Consider the following 15,818-nt stretch of genomic DNA (forward strand, 5'->3'; position numbering starts at 1 on the left):
AGGACATGGTTAGCATGCACGGTTGTACTCCTCGATAAGATCATTCAGTACCCCTGGCTCAGTGGTGAGATCCGGTGGGTGCTGCTGAATCGATCTTAAGGAGCAGGCCCTGAGCCAGGAAGACTCAGTTTGGTTATGATGACAACCATTGGTTGTCCCAAAGGTGAACCTATTGAAGCTGCATCAACTGCAAGCGCTGATTGCCAGTGCCGAGACCGGCAGCATACGAGCGGCCGCGCGCTCGCTGGATATCTCCCAGGCCGCCGTGACCAAAGCCCTGCGTGAACTGGAAACGGCTCAGCAGTTGCCGCTGTTCGTCAGGACCCCCAGTGGCTTGAACTTCACTGAATACGGAAAAGTGCTGCTGACCCACGCCAAGCTGGTACTCAAGCAACTGGAACATGCGCAGGCCGAGCTTGATCAGTTGCGCGGCAAAGCCCAGGGGCGACTCTGCGTCGGCGTCACGCCCTGGATTGCACTGACGTTTCTACCGGAAGTGGTGTTGGACTTTCGGCAACGCATGCCGGACATCCAACTGGAGTTGTTCGAAAGCCTGATGGCGGTGGCCCAACCGCTGCTGCGTGACGGCAGCATGGACTTCGCCATTGGCCAGTTACATCCGGCGCAGGCGACCCCGGAATTTACCTGCGAAACGTTGCTGGACTACCAGACCTCAGTATTGATTCGAGAGGGCCACCCTCGACAAAAAGCGCAATCCATCCACGATCTGCTGGACCAGAACTGGACGCTGAACTATGCCCCAGACGGCCGTGACGTCCTGATGCAGGAGCTGTTCGGCAGGCACAACGCGCAGATTGATAGCAATCGCATCGTGCGCGCACACTCACTGGCGATCCTGCAGATGATGGTGGAGCGAGCCGACATGTGCACCTGGGGGCCGACCATCATGAGCACGGCCCCCCCCTTCCTGGGGCGCATTGTTGCCCTGGAGTTGAGCGAAGCATTCGAGCCGCGGCAGTTGAGCATCGTCACACGGCGCAATGGCTCGCTGAGCAATGCCGCACAGTGTTTCACCGACTGCCTAATAGGGGTAATTCGGCGCCACGCCCGCTCAGCGAAAAAGGAGGATCGCGAGCTGTTTAAGACCCTGCAATTATTAGTTTGAAGGTGCCCGCCGGTACTCATAGTCAGACCGGCGAAAGAACTCATCGTGTCCGAATAACCTTGCCGGGCTAAGTGAAAAGATCTCTAGAAAATCCGGGGCGATTCAGCAGACCACAACTTAGAAGCACAGCGATGGCAGAGATTAGCCCTTTCTGTGGCGCATGCTGAGGCTGACTCTGAAGAGCGGAAAACCAACCACCCGTCCCAGATCTGTCCCATATGAGAGTTTTTCAGACGCCAAAAACCACAAACCCCCGACTTTCACTAGGAAAATCAGGGGTCTGTGTTTGCAGAATGTGGCGGTGAAGGAGAGATTCGAACTCTCGATACAGTTTCCTGTATACACACTTTCCAGGCGTGCTCCTTAAGCCACTCGGACACTTCACCGTATCTCTTCAAACATGTTCTGTCTGTCGAGGCGCGCTAATGTAGTCGAAAGCTTTTCTGATGGCAAACATTTTTTTTCAGAATTTTCATGCGCTTAAGAACGTTCCGTCCTGGAGGGTGACTCAACCTGAGCCGGGAACAAGGCAAACCGGCCATTCTCCAGCCTTGCCCACAGCTATATAGAAGAAACCATGCGCTGTCCGCTGCGCCATGCAAGCCAACATCCTGGCCAAAGCCTGACTCATCAGTCAGTCACGGCGCTTTACCAGATCTGTCGTGGTGGGTAACTTCTGCTGCACTTCAACATAAGGAATTGCGTCATGAGTGAATTGATTTCCTATCAACCGCCCTGCCCTGCCCCCACAGGTCAATCCCTTTATTCCTAGAGCCCTTCGGAATACTTTCCGTCATATTCGGAATACATTGCCGACCAACGTGGACACTATGTGGACACTCAGCAACAACTTGATGACCACCTGCCTGATGCAACACTGTGCAATCTTCCACGCCCTCCCGTTCCAGCCACAGGCCACAGTCTATCCAGGGTCCAGCCTCTCGATCTGATTGGGTAAAACGCAACCAGATGAACAAATCCTGGACTGGCTCCAATTTGGAAAACAGGGGTAACCCTCAGTTTTTCAAGCTTTCGCACAGTCTGGCCGGGGGCCCTAGGACTATCATCTCTCCGCACACGCCACCGGGCGTTGTGCAAACTTATGACATTCCTCTGCAAAACCTTGCACCGCGTGCAATCGCCAAACACCCCGCAGACCCCGCAGCGGGCTTAGCCGGGGGCATGATTTGCACCACCATCTGACTTTGCACAAAAAAGGGACGCAGAGCCCGTCGGCGGGAGGGGGATAAGTGCTTTTTTCGCTTGTTTTTTCTCTGCTCGGTGTTTTTGGCGTTCGCCCTCCATGGCGTGGCTGACATTTCATCGGGTTGACGAACATGAGCCATACGGCCTCGATATACTGTATGCGCGTACAGTTGTTTTGTAGCAGCAGGGGTAGGAGATGAAAGAAGTGAGTACAGAGGTTCCCGTCGCGGAGTCCGAGGGAATAGCCGCCTGGCAGGCTCTCTTGCAGGACCAGGAGGCGTTGCTTAAAAATCCTGGGGCGCACCACAAAGCGCTGATCCATGGGGCGTACACCCTGCACCAGGCTCACGCAATTGATCGAGACATTTTGTGCGATCTACTTGAGCAGGCAGACGGAGCGCTGGCTTATGCAGTGGAAGCACTCCTGGACTCTCACTGCAGCGAGTAGGAGGTTTCCATGCAAATGTTGGTAACACCTATGCGCCGAAAGGGTGTCGCGCTGAGTCTGGACGAAAGGAGGCGTTACAGAGCAATAAAGGGTGACGTTAGGGTGAGGGCTGAAATAGACCCCGATATGGGGCGAAGCACGACCGTAGCAAGGCTTCTGGGTGTTATGCCACTTGACCCCGAGCACTTGCCCCAACTGCGAGATGTAATCTTATCCAGCATGGCCCCTCTGGGCTTTGTATTGAGCGGGATCGAGTACATCGACGGTTGCGCCTACGCGCAGTCTTGGTGGTGCAGGGAGTCGTAAATACTCAAAACGAAACCATCTTAAGTTTCATATTAAGCTATCTCCCAGTTGGATAGCTGACAATTGCCTGAGCATCGTAAAGCATATAAAACTGATCGCCCGAAAGAGGCACAAAAGGAAAGTCTACAAACGGTAGATTTGTAGAGGATAAATTTATAATCAAACTTTTATCTGAGAAGCTTAATTTTACAGCTTGAGCAGGGTAGATGCCTTGACCTTTAAGCGTAACCATAAACGCTACAGGAAAAAAACTCAGAACACTAACAGTTGTTTGGTGCCCTCGATTTCGAACAATAACGCTCTTTGCACTTATGTGAATATTTTTCGGATAATACCAATAATAAATATCGTGTGTTTCATCAAGAGCTGAATCATCACCTAAAACAAATCGCTTCAACGGGTCGTAGTACTCTGAATGCTCAGGCGCTCTAAGGCACTCTTGATCACTCGTAGCAGCAAGCATGTGCCCTATCAAAGAGCGAGCATAAACAATAGGATTGATCGGAGCTGATGCCAAAACACCAAAGCTATCAATCGACCGGTAATAACTTAAAGCATGTTTGGTCAGTTTTTTGTACGCCTCGCTTACTACTCCATCACATCTCCCCAACTTGTTATTGCACTCCTCGCATATTGTTCTGAAGCTGCTTCCGTTTCTGGCTTTTATGCCAGCGAATTTCTTCGCTTCCGGTCCGAGCATTTCAGTTACAAGTCTTTGCTCTACACGCTGTATCGTAACGCAAGAACTAGGCGGCACATGATCTTGACTTAACTTTCCATAAATACCACATATTAGACAAAATCCTTCCTTTAGCCCGACGTGCCTTATTCTTTTTGTTATTTGTTTAGCGTACTCACCCATCGCAGCTCTCCATGGCTACAGAACAGACTCACGCTGATAGTAGAACATGGAACTGTGACTTGAAATTATTGGGTGATTTTTTTTAGTGTCCCCGACAGTTGTTGCGCTTTAACGGAATTCCCTGCGAATGCCGGCGCGTTACTTGGCGGAGGCGTTGGGCCATGAGTGTGGCTCGCCAGCTGGGCGTTCATCTGCTCGACCAGGTCGAGCAGGTCGCACAGCACCTGCAGCACGTTGACCGACTCCGACCCGAGCCAGGTCTTGGGTGCCTGCAAGCGCTGACTGATCCCGCTCACGCTCTTGCGTAGTCCCTGGATCTGCTCCTGCAGGTCACCGCCCACCGTGGCATTGAGCTTCTGCCCCACCACCAGGTTCAAGTCGCGGCCGGTGGCTTGGTGCAGATCATCCACGGCCGCTAGGCTGGCAGACCCGCCCGACAGCAGCTTGAGCGCGCCCATAGCCTCGATCTTCTTAACCCCTCCCACTGACTCGGTCGAATGGTCGTCCACCGTCCTGGTGTGATTCTGGAAGCGCTCGGCGTTGTCCAGGGCTTCCACTTCACGCTCGATCGCCTTGTCCTGGATCTTTCCATCGGTCTGGCGCAGCCAGTTGCCGTCGGCATCGACCCGCTGCTGGCAGGCCTCGCTGTGCTGCCATACCTGATCACCTTTCGGCACCCGGGGCAGGCTCAGGCCGTGCGGCAGGATCTGCTGGATAAACGGCTTGTGCGGCAGTCCGTAGGCGAAGCACACCACCACCGTGGTGTTTTCCTCGGGGAAACCGAACATGCCGGCCTCTTGGCCGCCCATGGGCGCCGGCAGCGGCAGGCCGGCCAGGATCGGCAGATCCGGATCGGGTTCGCCGTCGGGCAGCAGTACCTGGACGTCCACGCCATAGCGCGGCCGGAAGTCGTCGCAGAGCCCGGGCGCCGCCGGCGCATCCGGTACCGCGACCACACGGCCGAAGCGCGGCAGGTGATAACCGCCGGTTAGTTCGGGGAACTGCCGCTCTACGCTGCGACGGATTGCGTCTTCCATTTGATGGCCATCTGATTGCCGGCGAGCGTCACGCTGGTGACCCGCTCGCCCTGGTTGAAGGTGGCGCCCGGGCGCAGTCCTGGAAGAACCGCGATCATGGCGCTCTGATTGCCCTGGTAGCCGTCGAACAGCTCGACGGGCAGCTGCAGCGGTGCGCGGGTGCCGAAGAAGCTATCCGCCCAACTGCCCACGAACACCTCGCCGTCGCCCTGCTGCTGCCAGGTAAAGTCGGGAATGCTGAACACCTGGGCCAGGCTGTCCATGGCCAAGTAACCGCTGGCCAGGCTGTAGAAGAACGGGGCCTTGGTCTGGGCATAGGGCTTTTCCGGTACCCGGAAGCGCAGCCCGGTCTTGCTGCTGATTGCCGCCAGGACGCCCCGCAGATCGGCGTGCCGCAGGTTCAGCGGCAGCGGGTTGGCCAGGATCGCCGCCAGTTCGCGGCAGACCAGGATCTGCTGCACGCCGTTGACCGCGGTCGATCGCTCCACGTAGCCGATGAAGTGACGCTGCAGTGTGCGCTCGTTATAACCAATATCGAACGTCACCAGGCCTTTGACCGGCGCCCCGGCCTGGACGGTGAAGGTGGCGCGGCCCGGGCTCTTGGCGTCCAGCCGGACCTCGTCCTTGACCAGGTCATAAGGCTTGCCGCCGATCGTCAGCACTTTGTGCAGTTTCACGACTTGCCCCCCAGGTAGTCGTCCACTCTTTTCAGGACCGATTCAAAGCCGCTCAGCTCCTGGCCAGCATCGCCGCCGCCTTCGCCTCCCACCCCTTGCCCGGGCCCTGACTGGGCTTTGACGTCGTTGCCGGCGCGGCGCTTCTCGACCTTCTCCGGGTTCGACAGCTTTTCGGACAGGGTGAACTGCACCAGCCAGGCCGCCCGGGTGTCGTCCTCGCGGGCGCTCACGCCTTCGGAGAATTGAACCTCGCGGATGCCGAAGGCGGCGGCCGTGTCGTTGACGATCCTGTATAGCTTGAGCCGCCCGCCGCCGGCGGTGGCCTCGGCCAGGCGCATCAGGTCGCGCAGCTGGCCCTGGTTGACGTAGGGGATCATCAGGGAAACCGTAAGCGTCTTGGGCTTGAACCCCTTGTGCGCGGTGTCGGTGTTGCTGGTCTGCCCTGACAGGTCGTCGCTTTCAATCCGCAGATTGGCGGTGATCTTCATGTTCTTGCCCAGCACCTGCTGGCCGTCGAGTAGCAGCGTCATAGGCCCACCAGTTCACGAACGAAGCTCAGGCCCTCCAGCGAGCCCACCAGCAGCACCCCGGCACATAGCACCCACTCATGCCCCGGTGCCTCGCCTTCCAGCAAGGCCCGCCGCAGGTCGCCCGGGCCACCGGGACCAAGCAACCGAGCGCGCATGCTGTGGTCGGCATTGCCACCGGCCAGCAGGGCTTTCAGGTCGTCCAGCTGCTGATCGCGGCCTTTCTGCTGGGCGGCCTTGCGCTGGGCCAGGGCCGCCAAGTCGCCCATGGGCGAGCTGTCGGCCGCGTAGCCTTCCAGGACGGCGATCTGGCCCGCCATGGATTGCTTGGCCGCCTTGATCAAGGTGCAGCGTTCCAGGGGCAGATCCGCCCAGCGCGGCAGGGTGCCGGCCGTGGGCATCACCCACTTTTCCGTCTCCAGCTTGGCCAGGTGATCGGCGCGGCGCTCTGCGCGCACCAGGTCGGGGATCGGCAGCAGCGCGTTGAAGCGCGCCAGGGTCTTGGCCAGTTGCTCATAGCGCGTGCCGAGGAACAGCACCGACAGCGCGTAGTGCTGGCCGATCGGCAGGCCGCTGTCGGTGCTGTCGCCCAGCTTGAGGGCCAGCTGCTGCAGCAGGTTGGGGGCCGACAGGTAGAGCTGATTCCCCCGCCCAGTGCCCACGCCGCTTTGAAACGGAGTAACGGCCAGGCACGCCGGCGCCTGGCCCATCTGGCTGGTGAGGGCCGCTCTGCCGGCGGCGATCGCCTGTTCAGCTGCAGCACCGACCGGCCCGGGGTTGGTGCTGGTCATGCCGTCCAGTCCCGCCAAGCGTTCGGCGGTGCTGGCCAGCTCGCCGCCGGCCAGCTCCTTGGCGGCTGACAGGTCACCCATCCAGCGGGTGGCCTGCTCTGGCCAGCGCATGGTCACCGGTGCCCAGGTCATGGCTCTGCGCTCTCCCAGGTCACCGCCTCAAGCGCGACCAGGTCACCGCTGGCCAGGGCCTGGTCCAGCCGTTGCTTGAGCGCGTTGGCGTGCTGCAGTGGCTGCAGCTTGAACACGGTGAAGTCGTCACCCACTTTGCGGATCTGCTCGGCCGTGTGCGCCCGAAACGCTTTGGCGCCGGCCTGGTCGCGGCAGGCATAGAGCGTGTCGAGGCCGGCGAGAATGACCCCTGTCAGGTTCAGTTGATCATCCAGCTGGCTGCTGTACTTGTGAGGGGCACCCAAGGCACTGGACCAGAAGCCCTCGGTGATCGCAGCTTCACACGCCGCGTTCACCTGCAGGGTGCGTTCGGCGTGCCGGCGCTTGAGCAAGGCCGGGGTATCGTCCACCCAGTCGCCATTGCGCCAGACCTGGCCGGGCCCTGGAACGCTCAGTGTGTAACCAGGCGGCAGCTCGCCCACCTGCTGGATCTGCAGCGGCTCGCCGGTGGCCGTGTTGTACGCCGTCAGCCCCTGGAAGGACCGGACCAACTGCCAGCGCTTGCCATTCCAGTGAGGCACCTGGTGTTCACCTGGTGCAGGTGGTTCAACCTCGATGCAGCCGGCAGGAATCAGCCAGACGCCTGGCTCCAGGGGAGACTCGTCCGCTTTGATCGGCCCGGTATAGATCCCGTACTGGTCGGTTTGATAAACGGTCTTGCTCATGATCACCCTCAGTATTTGATGCAGGCGAGTAGCGCCACGTTGCGCGGCCGGTTTTCGTTTCCACCGGATGCATCCACGGTCACCGCGTGGCTGTGCGCGGGTGCGCCTTGAATGGTGACGTTGTGCGAGTGAGCGCCGGCGGGGTTGGTGGTGTGGAGCGAGCCGCCGCCGTTGGCGGTGGTCACGTAGCCGCCGGGGCTGTTGTTCGAACCCGCGGACTTCGTGAAGGTATGGGTGTGGTCACCGGCCGCGTCACTGCTTGCGGCGTGGGTGTGCTCGCCGGCAGGGTCAGTTCTTGCGGTGTGGGTGTGGAGTGCGTTCTGGCCGCCTTGGACCCCTCCCAGGTCCCGGCCGGGGTCCAGGCCGCGCCCATCGTCCCAACCACGGATAAACTCGCCGCGCAGGTCCGGGATGTTGAACGTGTTAACCCAATCGCCAGCGCCGAAGCGGGTGCCGATCGCCGCAAACAGGGCGGCATAGGTCACGCGGGACACCGCCGCGCCGTTGGCTTTGAGCCACCCGGCCGGGGCCGTTTCCCTGGCAAAGAAACTGACCTGGCCCACCAGGGGCACCATCACATCGGTCTTGGCGCTGTTCACGCACTTGGTTGTCGCCAGGATCTCGCTGCTGTTGGTGCTCGGGTCGTCGCTTTTGGCGTTGGGCAGGTTGCCCAGCCCCACGTCTTCCTTGGTGGTGGCCCGGGCCCGCAGCTTTTCGTAGTCACCCACGCGGGCGGCAAAGTGCCTCACCAGTGGCCCGTCGATAGGCTCCACAGTGCGGTTGTCCACAAGGGTCTTGTCAGCCAGTAACGTAGCGATCAAAAAGTAGTAATGGCGCACACCGGCGTCGTCGGTGTAATCGGATGCGCTCAGCGGGTTTTGAACGATGTTCCAGCCGGCGATTACCTCACTCATGTGACGTTGCAGGGACACATCCAGCCAGAAGGTCGTGGGCACGGAAGGCAGTTCAAACTGCGCCATGCCCCTTTGTTCAATCCGGATTCCCTCAATGTAGGCAGTACCTGGTGCAAGCTGCAGGTTTGCACCCACACGCTTTAATGACAGCGAAGACCCGAAGAAACAGGCGCGGCCGAAGACGTCCCGGTTGGCCAGGCGCTCACGCTCATCGATGCCAAACAGTCGGGCAGTGAAGTCATGTTGCCAGGTGCTGGCATCTACGGTGACGCCGGTCAGGGCCTTGGCGCCGTCGAACACCAATAGGAAGTTGCGGGTGACGTTGTTACCGACCTGCTGGGGCAACTGGTTCCGGCGCTTCTGCTGCAGGGGCACATGGGCCACCATCAGCAGCACGCCCTCGACGGACTCTAAGCCAATCCAGTTCCAATCGAAGTCCCCAATATCGCTGCCCAACATCACGCTGTAGACGACCTGGTTAGGGTTCACATAACCGGCCTGGGTGACGTCGAAGGTTCCAACAATCTGTGCCGCCGGCGGTTTGCCAGCAGCACGATCGACAGGCTGTTCAGGGTCGAACCCGGGCACATTGGCCAGGATGAAACGGGTGGCGGTGAGGATCTGCTGCGCACCTTGTTTTTGTGCAATCAGGTTTTCGCCCGCCAGGGTGATAGTGGCCCCCATGGGGATCTCCTACAGAGAGGCAACCAGCGTTTGCTGGTCGTCGTTGAAATCAAGCACGGCGACCTGCAGGGTCACCGGCGTCACGCTTTCGAAGTCGTAGCGCCTGCAGGTCCGGCCGTACTGCTGCACCAGGACGCGCAGCAGGTCCGCATTGAGCGACAGCTGGGAGTCGGAAAGCCGCAGCAGGACCACGTCCCAATCGCGCCCAGGCTGGCGTTCCTCGATCTCGATATAGCCAACCCCGAGGCGCTGCAGGATGCGTTTCATGCCGGCGGTGCTGCCGGCGTCCACCGCGTTGATGAAGGCGTATTTCACCCGGAGCCGGAAAAGGCTCTCAGGCTCACCGACAAAGCGCGTCACGTCGCGCTGCCAGGCCCACAGCTCCAGGATGCGCAGGTGGCAGGTGTCGGGGTCGAGCTGGTCATAGGGCCACATCAGCCAGCCGCTGGCGGTTTCCCACCAGCGCTGGGCAGCAGCCATCAGCTTGGAAAGCTCGGTGCCGGCGAGCCAGAAAGGCAGCTTGAGTTTGATCATGTCACCGCCACCTGAAAGGTTCTGATCCGGGGAATTTCCAGGCCGCTGATCAGGTCCACCCGGGCCGAGAAGCGAAACGACTCGACGTCGAGAAACTGGTGATGCAGTTCCTCAGTTAGCCGGCTAAAACTGAACCGCGACTGTGGGTAAGTCAGGGTCGGCTTGTAGTCGCGGGACGTGCTTTCACGGAAGGCCGCGCGCACGAACAGATCGATCTCTTTCTGCAGCTCCTCGATGCGTTCGGCGCTGGTGTTGGCCCTCGCCACAACCATCAGCGTGAAGCTGTACTCCTTTTCAGGCATGGCCATCGCCACCAGGTCATCGCCGTGGCCGTGATTGCCCTGGTCGCGGATATGAGCGTTGATCTGGTCCAGGTACGAGGCCGCCGGCACGCCAGCTTCAAACAGCACGTAGGCATTGGCGCTACCCGGTCCACGCGGGGCGCCGTGCTCGAAATAGACTCCGTCCGGCCGCACACCTGGAAAGGTCGAGATCATGGCTCGATAGACCGCGTCGGTGTGCCACTGGTTGACCGCTGAAAACTGGTTGCGGATCCGCAAACGCAGCTGATCGTCGGGCTCTGGATCTGCACCTGGTGATTCCAGCCAGCTTTCGGCGTTGATCACCTGGACGATGCCGGCAATGGGTTCCGGCAGGATCGCGTAGTAACCCGGCGCCAGGTTGTAGCCGCTGCCGGTGGCGTCCGCTTCGATCGGCACGCTCAGCTGCAGCTGGCCATCGGCGAAGGCCACGGCCTCGGTAGTGCGCAGTTGGTAGACGTGGCCATTGATCGGTGGCGACTGCACCAGGACACCCGCCGGCAGTTCCAGGGTGCCGGCGGTATTGGCCCGGGTGAACAGGATCTTGCCCTTGGCCCTGGTGGCGCCCTTGCGCTCCACATTCACGGCCCAGGCCAGCATATCCAGCCACTTGCCGCCGGCAGTCTTTACAAAGAAGTTCGGCAGGACCGACTGGACGACGAAGTCCAGAAGCCACAGCACCGGTTTGGTCACCAGGGCGGTGACTACGCGCCAGAACGGCGAGTAAGCCCCGGTATTGCTCAGTTTGGCGCCCTGGGCGGCCACTTCCTTCTCCCAGGCCTGGCGCAGGCCGGCCTCGGTGGTCGGAATGCCGGCATCACTCAGCGCCTGCTTGAAATCCACGTCGCTCACAGGGTCACCTCCACGTCACCGAATTTCAGGGTTTTGGCCGTGACCAGGTACTGGCCCGGCTGCAGCTGGGTGATCTGCGCCGTACCGGGCACCAGGCGTTCGTCGGCCTCCACCAGCAGCTCCAGTTGCTGGATGCAGTCGCGTTGCTTCAATCGGTCGCGCTCGGCCACCAGGGTCACCAGCAGGCCGCTGTCGCGGATCATGTGAGCAATGTCCTGGGCGATGCTGGCCCGGTCGGCGATCAACAGCGGCTGGCGGGACGGGTCCAGCACCAGGTCGTTGTCCTCGATCAAAAGGTCTATGTATTCGCTCATCCGGACACCGCCATACCCATCATGTTTTCCAGCTCCAACGGGGTCATGGCCTTGCCGGTGTGAATGGTCACGCTCTCCACATGGGTTCCTTTGTTTTGGTTGCTGGTGTTCTGAATGCTGGTCAGCAGGCCGCCAGGCGGCACCGCGTTAGGCCGCGTGGGGGCAATTGAGGGGATGGCCGCGCTGATGGTCTGTTGCGCCTTCTGCGCAGCGCTGGCGACGTCGGCGGCGTTGGTCGCTTGCTCGGCGCCGGGGATCGTCGGCATGTCGCCCAGGCGCGCCTCGATGTTCACGCCGGGGATCTTGTTGATCAGCTCGATCAAGCTGTTGATGGCCTTGTAGAACACGCCCACGATCGCGTCCCAAGCGCCCTTGGCCATGCCGGACCAGCCGCCCATGGAGTCGAACCAGGCCGACAGCGTCTGCAGCTTCTCCAGCACCCACTTGAAGGCCTCGGTGTTCATCAGGGCGCCGGTCCATTCGTCCCAGTAGTACACGGCGGCGATCACGATCGCGACCAGGGCGGCAATGCCCATCACCACTACGCCAATCGGGTTGGCGGTCAACGCCACGTTGACCAGCCAGATCACGCCCTGCCACAGCATCATGGCCACGCGGATGATGCCCATGGTGGTGTAAAGCACCGTCAGGCCCGCCACATAGGTAGCGATCACTGCCGCCTGCAGGAGGAACCCGGCAATGGTGCGCAGGTTCAGCAGTTGAACCACTTTCCAGACGGTGATGATGGCCATCCAGGCCATGCGGGACGCCCCGACTACAAACGTCAGCAGCGACATGGCGGCGATGATGGCCAGCACTCCCAAAGTGGCAATGCCCACCACTCGGGTGATGTTCGGGAACAGTTGAGTCCAGCGGGTCAGCGTGCTGGCGACCCCGGACAACTTGGCCATGAGCGGGGTCAGGATCGGGATCAACGCTTGCCCGAAGGCAATCCGCAACGCCTCGACAGCGGCCGCGAACTGCTGCCACGGATCGACCATGGCCTGGGCCATCTTCTCGGCATCCTCAAGCCCGCGGACTTTGCCCAGCTTGTCCAGGCCCTGACGCAGCCGGTCGGTGTCTTTCGCCAGTGCGCCGATCACCTGGGCGCCCTCGCCACCGAAGGCGTCCAATAGCTTGGTGCCGGCCGATGCGCTGTTGAGGTCGCCCAGCTTGCCCTGCAGCTTCTCCAGGATCTGCAGCATGGGCAGCACCTTCCCTTCCTGGTCGGTGAACTTGATCCCGAGCTTTTCCGAGGCGGCGCCGATGTTCTCGAAAAACGCCTTGTACCGGCCGCCGGCGTCGCCGCCTTCCATGGTGCTGCTCAGCGAACCGATCACCGCGAACTGCTCGGCAATGTCCACGCCGCCGGCGGTGGCGATCGCTCCCACCTCCTTGAAGGCATCCTTGAGTTGGGCGCCGTCGGTGCGGAACAGCTGCACCGCGAGGGCAGTCTGGCCGCCCAGCTTCTCGACCCATTCCGCTTTGCCCATGGCGTCAGCCTGGACCTTGAACAGGTTGTACATGGTGCCCACGTAGGCGCCCAAGGTTTCGGCGTCCGACTTGGTGGCCTTGGCCAGCAGGTTGCTGGTGTTGGTGAAGGTCGCCAGTTGGCTGCCCGTCAGGCCCTTAATGGCGCCCTCGATGCTGTACGCCGAGGCCACGAAGTCCCGGGCGTTCTCGCCGTAGGCCACCGAGAACTCCAGCGACTTTTGATTGAGCGCGGTCAGTGCGTCTTCGGCCACGCCCAGGGAACGTACCTCGCCCAGGGCGCGGTTCATCTCCAGGGCGGGCTGCAACGACTGGTTGATACCGACGAAGGCGCCGGTCATGCCGGCCAACCCCAGGCCCATGGTTTTTATGTTCTTTTCGCTTTGCTCGGCAAGGTCCGAAAAGCCCATTTTCACCTTGCCCAAAGGTGCGGTGACCTTGTCGGTCAGGGCCAGGATGAAGTCCAGGCGGGCGCTGCGGTCAGCCATGTTCTGTTATCCGTTCAACGCATGGGCAATGCCGTTGGCCACGGCAATTTCCATGCGTCGCCAGTGCTCGTTCTCAAGCCACTGCGCCGTCCCCATGTTTTCGATTGAGGGTTCAGCGCCAGGCAGCCAGCGGTTGGTGAGGGCCATCAGCTGGCCCAGGCCGTCCTCGGTCAGGCGGTCGGCGTGGTCGAGGGCTTTTTTACGATGATTTCAACGTCCGGGGCGTATTCCCCCAGGAGCGCGCCGGCGATCTGCATGGTCATCACCGGATTGGCCAGCAGCTCGCGCAGCTCGGCCCGCTGCTCCTGCTTGACGGTGGTGCTCAGCAGGTTGAACGACGGCGCCACCTTGTTAGTCGCGGTCATGGCGTTGAAGTATTTGGTCACGTCCTGGGGCGACAGGGCGAAGCTGAATTCCTTGTCGCCCAGTTCCAGGGTGATCTCGCGGCTGTTGATGCTCATGGGTTGCGTATCCTTTGACTCAGGGTTGAAAAGTGGGTGTCCAGTTGGGCGCGCAGGCTGCTTTCCAGCTTGTCCATGGCGCGCTCGATGTCGTTGTGTTGCGGGTAGTTCTTTGCGATCTCCACGCGCAGCTCCAGGTGCTCGCGTCGGGACTCGCTGACCTGGCGAAACAGGAAGGCCTGGAAGCCGATCACGGCGGTCAACAGCAGTTCGGGCAGCAAGGCCATCAGTCTCTCCAGCATTTCCATGTCAGGCGCTCCAGGTGCCACGGCCGCCGATCCGGACGGCCTGGTACATCAGCCAGGCCAAGGCGGTGTTCATGCCTTCTTCACGCAGTGCGTCGTAGAAGATCCGATCGGCCTCGGCCTTGGTGAATCGGTGGGTTTCGTGGGTGTAGATCCGGTCATGCACCACCGACGGCCGGCGCGCCGCCGGCGTCTGCGGGTCCACGATGCGCCGGGCCAGGTGCGGCACGCTGGCCAGGTCCGACAGGTAGCCCACCGGGACAGTGATCAAGCGGCCGTCCTTGGTGCGGTACTGCAGCACCCGGATCACCTCCCAGCGCGTGTGCCCTGGGCGGTGCCTCAGCTCCAGGTCACTTTCAAAGGGCATCGGCGGCACACTCCACGCGGACCCGGTTCGGCGCGGTGTCCTGGGCGATCTGCTCGCGCAGCAGCACCCGTGCCGGCATCGGCGCTTTGCAGTAGGTGGCCACCAGCGTAGCGGCGCTACGCGCAACCACGGTGTGGGAATCGCTCAGCGCACACCCGACCAGGAAAACGGCGCCGAAAGCGGCACATATCAGCAGGCGGTTCATGTCAGTAACTCCACAGTGCAGGGCTTGGAAGGCGTCCGCCGATTGGAGCAAGGCCCAGGTGCAAGAAACGGCTGTTGCCCTTCTGGCTGACGCCGATGCGGGTAAAGCCCAGGCCCAGGGCGAGCTGCAGCAGCTTCAGCGCGTCAGGGCCGCGCACAGCCACATCGACGGCCAGCCCCATGTTGTGCTCGCCCGGTTCGACCTTCCTGGCTTCCTCGGGGTGCCGGCGGCAGCGGTAGCCACTGCTCAGGGCCATGGGCTTGGCGTACTGGTTGCGCAGCTGCTGCAGGCGGTCCATAAACTCGGGCTGCATCTCGCTGCCGTCGCTGTTGCACTTGCCGCACTTGCAGCGCAGCTCCTTGGCCGAGAAGTTCGGCCAGCGGTTGGTGGTCATCGGCGTTGTCCTTGCTCAAAAGTGGATTGGCAGGGTGTGCAGCGGGTCTTGCCGCCCAGGGCGCGGCGTGCCTCGGGAATAGGCCCGTCGCAGTCCTGGCAGTGGGTGCGGCTTGGCCCGGTCGGTTGCACCGTGGCGAGCTGGGCGGCGATCGCCTGTTCCCGCAGACGCAGCTCCAGCGCCTGGGCGCGATCGAACGGGCAGACCATCAGCGCAGGCCCTCGATCTCGGCCGAGGCGAGGTATGGCACGCCATTGACGCGGATGAAGTCCGGACTGGTGACGTCGAACGGCACCTTGTGCTTGGTCTTCTCGCCGCCTTTCTGGTCAACACTGAGCAAGCTGGACACCTTCAACCGGCAGCCGAAGGCCTCGATGCGCAGTTCTTCCTGGCCCGCATTGGCGAAAAACACCACGTCGAAGGGCTCCAACTGGCGAAAGCTGCCGGCAGTGCGGGCGGCCTCGATCAGCAGGTTGAAGTTGTTGCTGTCGAACTCGAATTCACCGCTGGCCGCCACGTCGCCGTCCACATAGCCATCGGGCACGCCTCGGGACTGCGCCACAGCGGTGTTGTCGGTGATATCCAGGGTGCAGCTCTCGACGTGCGCCTGGAGATCCCCCAGGGCAATGTCGAAGTTCTTGCCGCCAATGCGGGACATGTGGGGTTACTCCTAGTCGTCGTTGGAAAGGTCCAGGGCGATGTTCGCCGTGAGGTCTTTCGGGCAGTTGAGGGG

At 61.2% G+C, this 15,818-nt stretch carries 21 protein-coding genes and 1 tRNA gene; 2 read left to right on the forward strand and 20 right to left on the reverse strand.

Going from position 1 to position 15,818, the window contains the following annotated elements; all coding sequences use genetic code 11:
* Nucleotides 1-172 precede the first annotated feature (172 nt).
* A complete protein-coding gene (locus GV818_RS31380) occupies nt 173-1,126 on the forward strand; it encodes a LysR family transcriptional regulator (protein ID WP_161753359.1) in 954 nt (317 codons plus the stop codon).
* A 296-nt stretch (nt 1,127-1,422) separates the two neighbouring features.
* Here GV818_RS31380 and GV818_RS31385 read toward each other — a convergent pair.
* Nucleotides 1,423-1,512 (reverse strand) — tRNA-Ser (locus tag GV818_RS31385).
* Between the two features lie 1,277 nt (nt 1,513-2,789).
* On the opposite strand from GV818_RS31385, the gene GV818_RS34710 reads away from it, so the two are divergent.
* Nucleotides 2,790-3,086, forward strand: a complete 297-nt coding sequence (locus tag GV818_RS34710) for a hypothetical protein (protein WP_256679573.1) — start codon at nt 2,790-2,792, stop codon at nt 3,084-3,086.
* Between the two features lie 37 nt (nt 3,087-3,123).
* Here GV818_RS34710 and GV818_RS31390 read toward each other — a convergent pair whose 3' ends face one another.
* The 19 genes from GV818_RS31390 to GV818_RS31475 form a co-directional block, all read right to left on the reverse strand.
* Nucleotides 3,124-3,948, reverse strand: a complete 825-nt coding sequence (locus GV818_RS31390; RefSeq protein WP_161778472.1) for a metal-binding protein — start codon at nt 3,946-3,948, stop codon at nt 3,124-3,126.
* A 65-nt stretch (nt 3,949-4,013) separates the two neighbouring features.
* Nucleotides 4,014-4,985, reverse strand: a complete 972-nt coding sequence (locus tag GV818_RS31395) for a hypothetical protein (protein WP_161778473.1) — start codon at nt 4,983-4,985, stop codon at nt 4,014-4,016.
* Nucleotides 4,958-5,662: a hypothetical protein gene (locus GV818_RS31400; protein ID WP_161778474.1), complete on the reverse strand. Its 705-nt coding sequence runs from the start codon at nt 5,660-5,662 to the stop codon at nt 4,958-4,960. Before GV818_RS31400 ends, GV818_RS31395 begins: the two co-directional genes overlap by 28 nt.
* Complete coding sequence (locus GV818_RS31405; RefSeq protein ID WP_161778475.1) at nt 5,659-6,192, reverse strand: DNA-binding protein; 534 nt, start codon at nt 6,190-6,192, stop codon at nt 5,659-5,661. Before GV818_RS31405 ends, GV818_RS31400 begins: the two co-directional genes overlap by 4 nt.
* The gene (locus GV818_RS31410) at nt 6,189-7,112 is read right to left on the reverse strand and encodes a hypothetical protein (protein ID WP_161778476.1); all 924 of its coding nucleotides are present in this window, start codon (nt 7,110-7,112) and stop codon (nt 6,189-6,191) included. Before GV818_RS31410 ends, GV818_RS31405 begins: the two co-directional genes overlap by 4 nt.
* A complete protein-coding gene (locus GV818_RS31415) occupies nt 7,109-7,816 on the reverse strand; it encodes a phage tail protein (protein WP_161778477.1) in 708 nt (235 codons plus the stop codon). The genes GV818_RS31410 and GV818_RS31415 overlap by 4 nt, the downstream gene beginning before the upstream one ends.
* A gap of 8 nt (nt 7,817-7,824) precedes the next feature.
* Nucleotides 7,825-9,414 (reverse strand): phage tail-collar fiber domain-containing protein, encoded by a 1,590-nt coding sequence (locus GV818_RS31420; protein ID WP_161778478.1) that lies wholly within the window; start codon nt 9,412-9,414, stop codon nt 7,825-7,827.
* A gap of 9 nt (nt 9,415-9,423) precedes the next feature.
* Entirely contained in the window at nt 9,424-9,948 is a 525-nt protein-coding gene (locus GV818_RS31425) for a phage tail protein (RefSeq protein ID WP_161778479.1), read from the reverse strand.
* Nucleotides 9,945-11,120, reverse strand: coding sequence for a baseplate J/gp47 family protein (locus GV818_RS31430; RefSeq protein WP_161778480.1), 1,176 nt, complete (start codon nt 11,118-11,120; stop codon nt 9,945-9,947). The genes GV818_RS31425 and GV818_RS31430 overlap by 4 nt, the downstream gene beginning before the upstream one ends.
* On the reverse strand, nt 11,117-11,434 hold the full coding sequence (locus tag GV818_RS31435) for a DUF2590 family protein (RefSeq protein WP_123397614.1): 318 nt from the start codon (nt 11,432-11,434) through the stop codon (nt 11,117-11,119). Before GV818_RS31435 ends, GV818_RS31430 begins: the two co-directional genes overlap by 4 nt.
* Nucleotides 11,431-13,413, reverse strand: a complete 1,983-nt coding sequence (locus GV818_RS31440) for a phage tail tape measure protein (protein WP_161778481.1) — start codon at nt 13,411-13,413, stop codon at nt 11,431-11,433. Before GV818_RS31440 ends, GV818_RS31435 begins: the two co-directional genes overlap by 4 nt.
* A gap of 6 nt (nt 13,414-13,419) precedes the next feature.
* On the reverse strand, nt 13,420-13,560 hold the full coding sequence (locus GV818_RS34190; protein ID WP_176707090.1) for a DUF6890 family protein: 141 nt from the start codon (nt 13,558-13,560) through the stop codon (nt 13,420-13,422).
* A gap of 23 nt (nt 13,561-13,583) precedes the next feature.
* Nucleotides 13,584-13,874 carry a putative phage tail assembly chaperone gene (locus tag GV818_RS31445; RefSeq protein WP_065365551.1) on the reverse strand — a complete coding sequence of 97 codons (291 nt, stop codon included), beginning with the start codon at nt 13,872-13,874 and terminating at the stop codon, nt 13,584-13,586.
* Nucleotides 13,871-14,122 carry a hypothetical protein gene (locus GV818_RS31450; protein WP_065365550.1) on the reverse strand — a complete coding sequence of 84 codons (252 nt, stop codon included), beginning with the start codon at nt 14,120-14,122 and terminating at the stop codon, nt 13,871-13,873. Before GV818_RS31450 ends, GV818_RS31445 begins: the two co-directional genes overlap by 4 nt.
* Nucleotide 14,123: 1 nt before the next feature.
* Nucleotides 14,124-14,486, reverse strand: a complete 363-nt coding sequence (locus GV818_RS31455; RefSeq protein ID WP_123397616.1) for a DUF1353 domain-containing protein — start codon at nt 14,484-14,486, stop codon at nt 14,124-14,126.
* Entirely contained in the window at nt 14,476-14,691 is a 216-nt protein-coding gene (locus tag GV818_RS31460; RefSeq protein ID WP_161778482.1) for a hypothetical protein, read from the reverse strand. Before GV818_RS31460 ends, GV818_RS31455 begins: the two co-directional genes overlap by 11 nt.
* Before the next feature lies 1 nt (nt 14,692).
* Complete coding sequence (locus tag GV818_RS31465) at nt 14,693-15,085, reverse strand: D-Ala-D-Ala carboxypeptidase family metallohydrolase (RefSeq protein ID WP_161778483.1); 393 nt, start codon at nt 15,083-15,085, stop codon at nt 14,693-14,695.
* Nucleotides 15,082-15,294 carry a TraR/DksA family transcriptional regulator gene (locus GV818_RS31470; protein WP_161778484.1) on the reverse strand — a complete coding sequence of 71 codons (213 nt, stop codon included), beginning with the start codon at nt 15,292-15,294 and terminating at the stop codon, nt 15,082-15,084. The genes GV818_RS31465 and GV818_RS31470 overlap by 4 nt, the downstream gene beginning before the upstream one ends.
* Nucleotides 15,294-15,743 carry a phage protein gene (locus tag GV818_RS31475; protein ID WP_161778485.1) on the reverse strand — a complete coding sequence of 150 codons (450 nt, stop codon included), beginning with the start codon at nt 15,741-15,743 and terminating at the stop codon, nt 15,294-15,296. The genes GV818_RS31470 and GV818_RS31475 overlap by 1 nt, the downstream gene beginning before the upstream one ends.
* Between the last annotated feature and the right edge of the window lie 75 nt (nt 15,744-15,818).

Source organism: Pseudomonas sp. Fl4BN1, from assembly GCF_009908285.1.
Taxonomy (GTDB): domain Bacteria; phylum Pseudomonadota; class Gammaproteobacteria; order Pseudomonadales; family Pseudomonadaceae; genus Aquipseudomonas.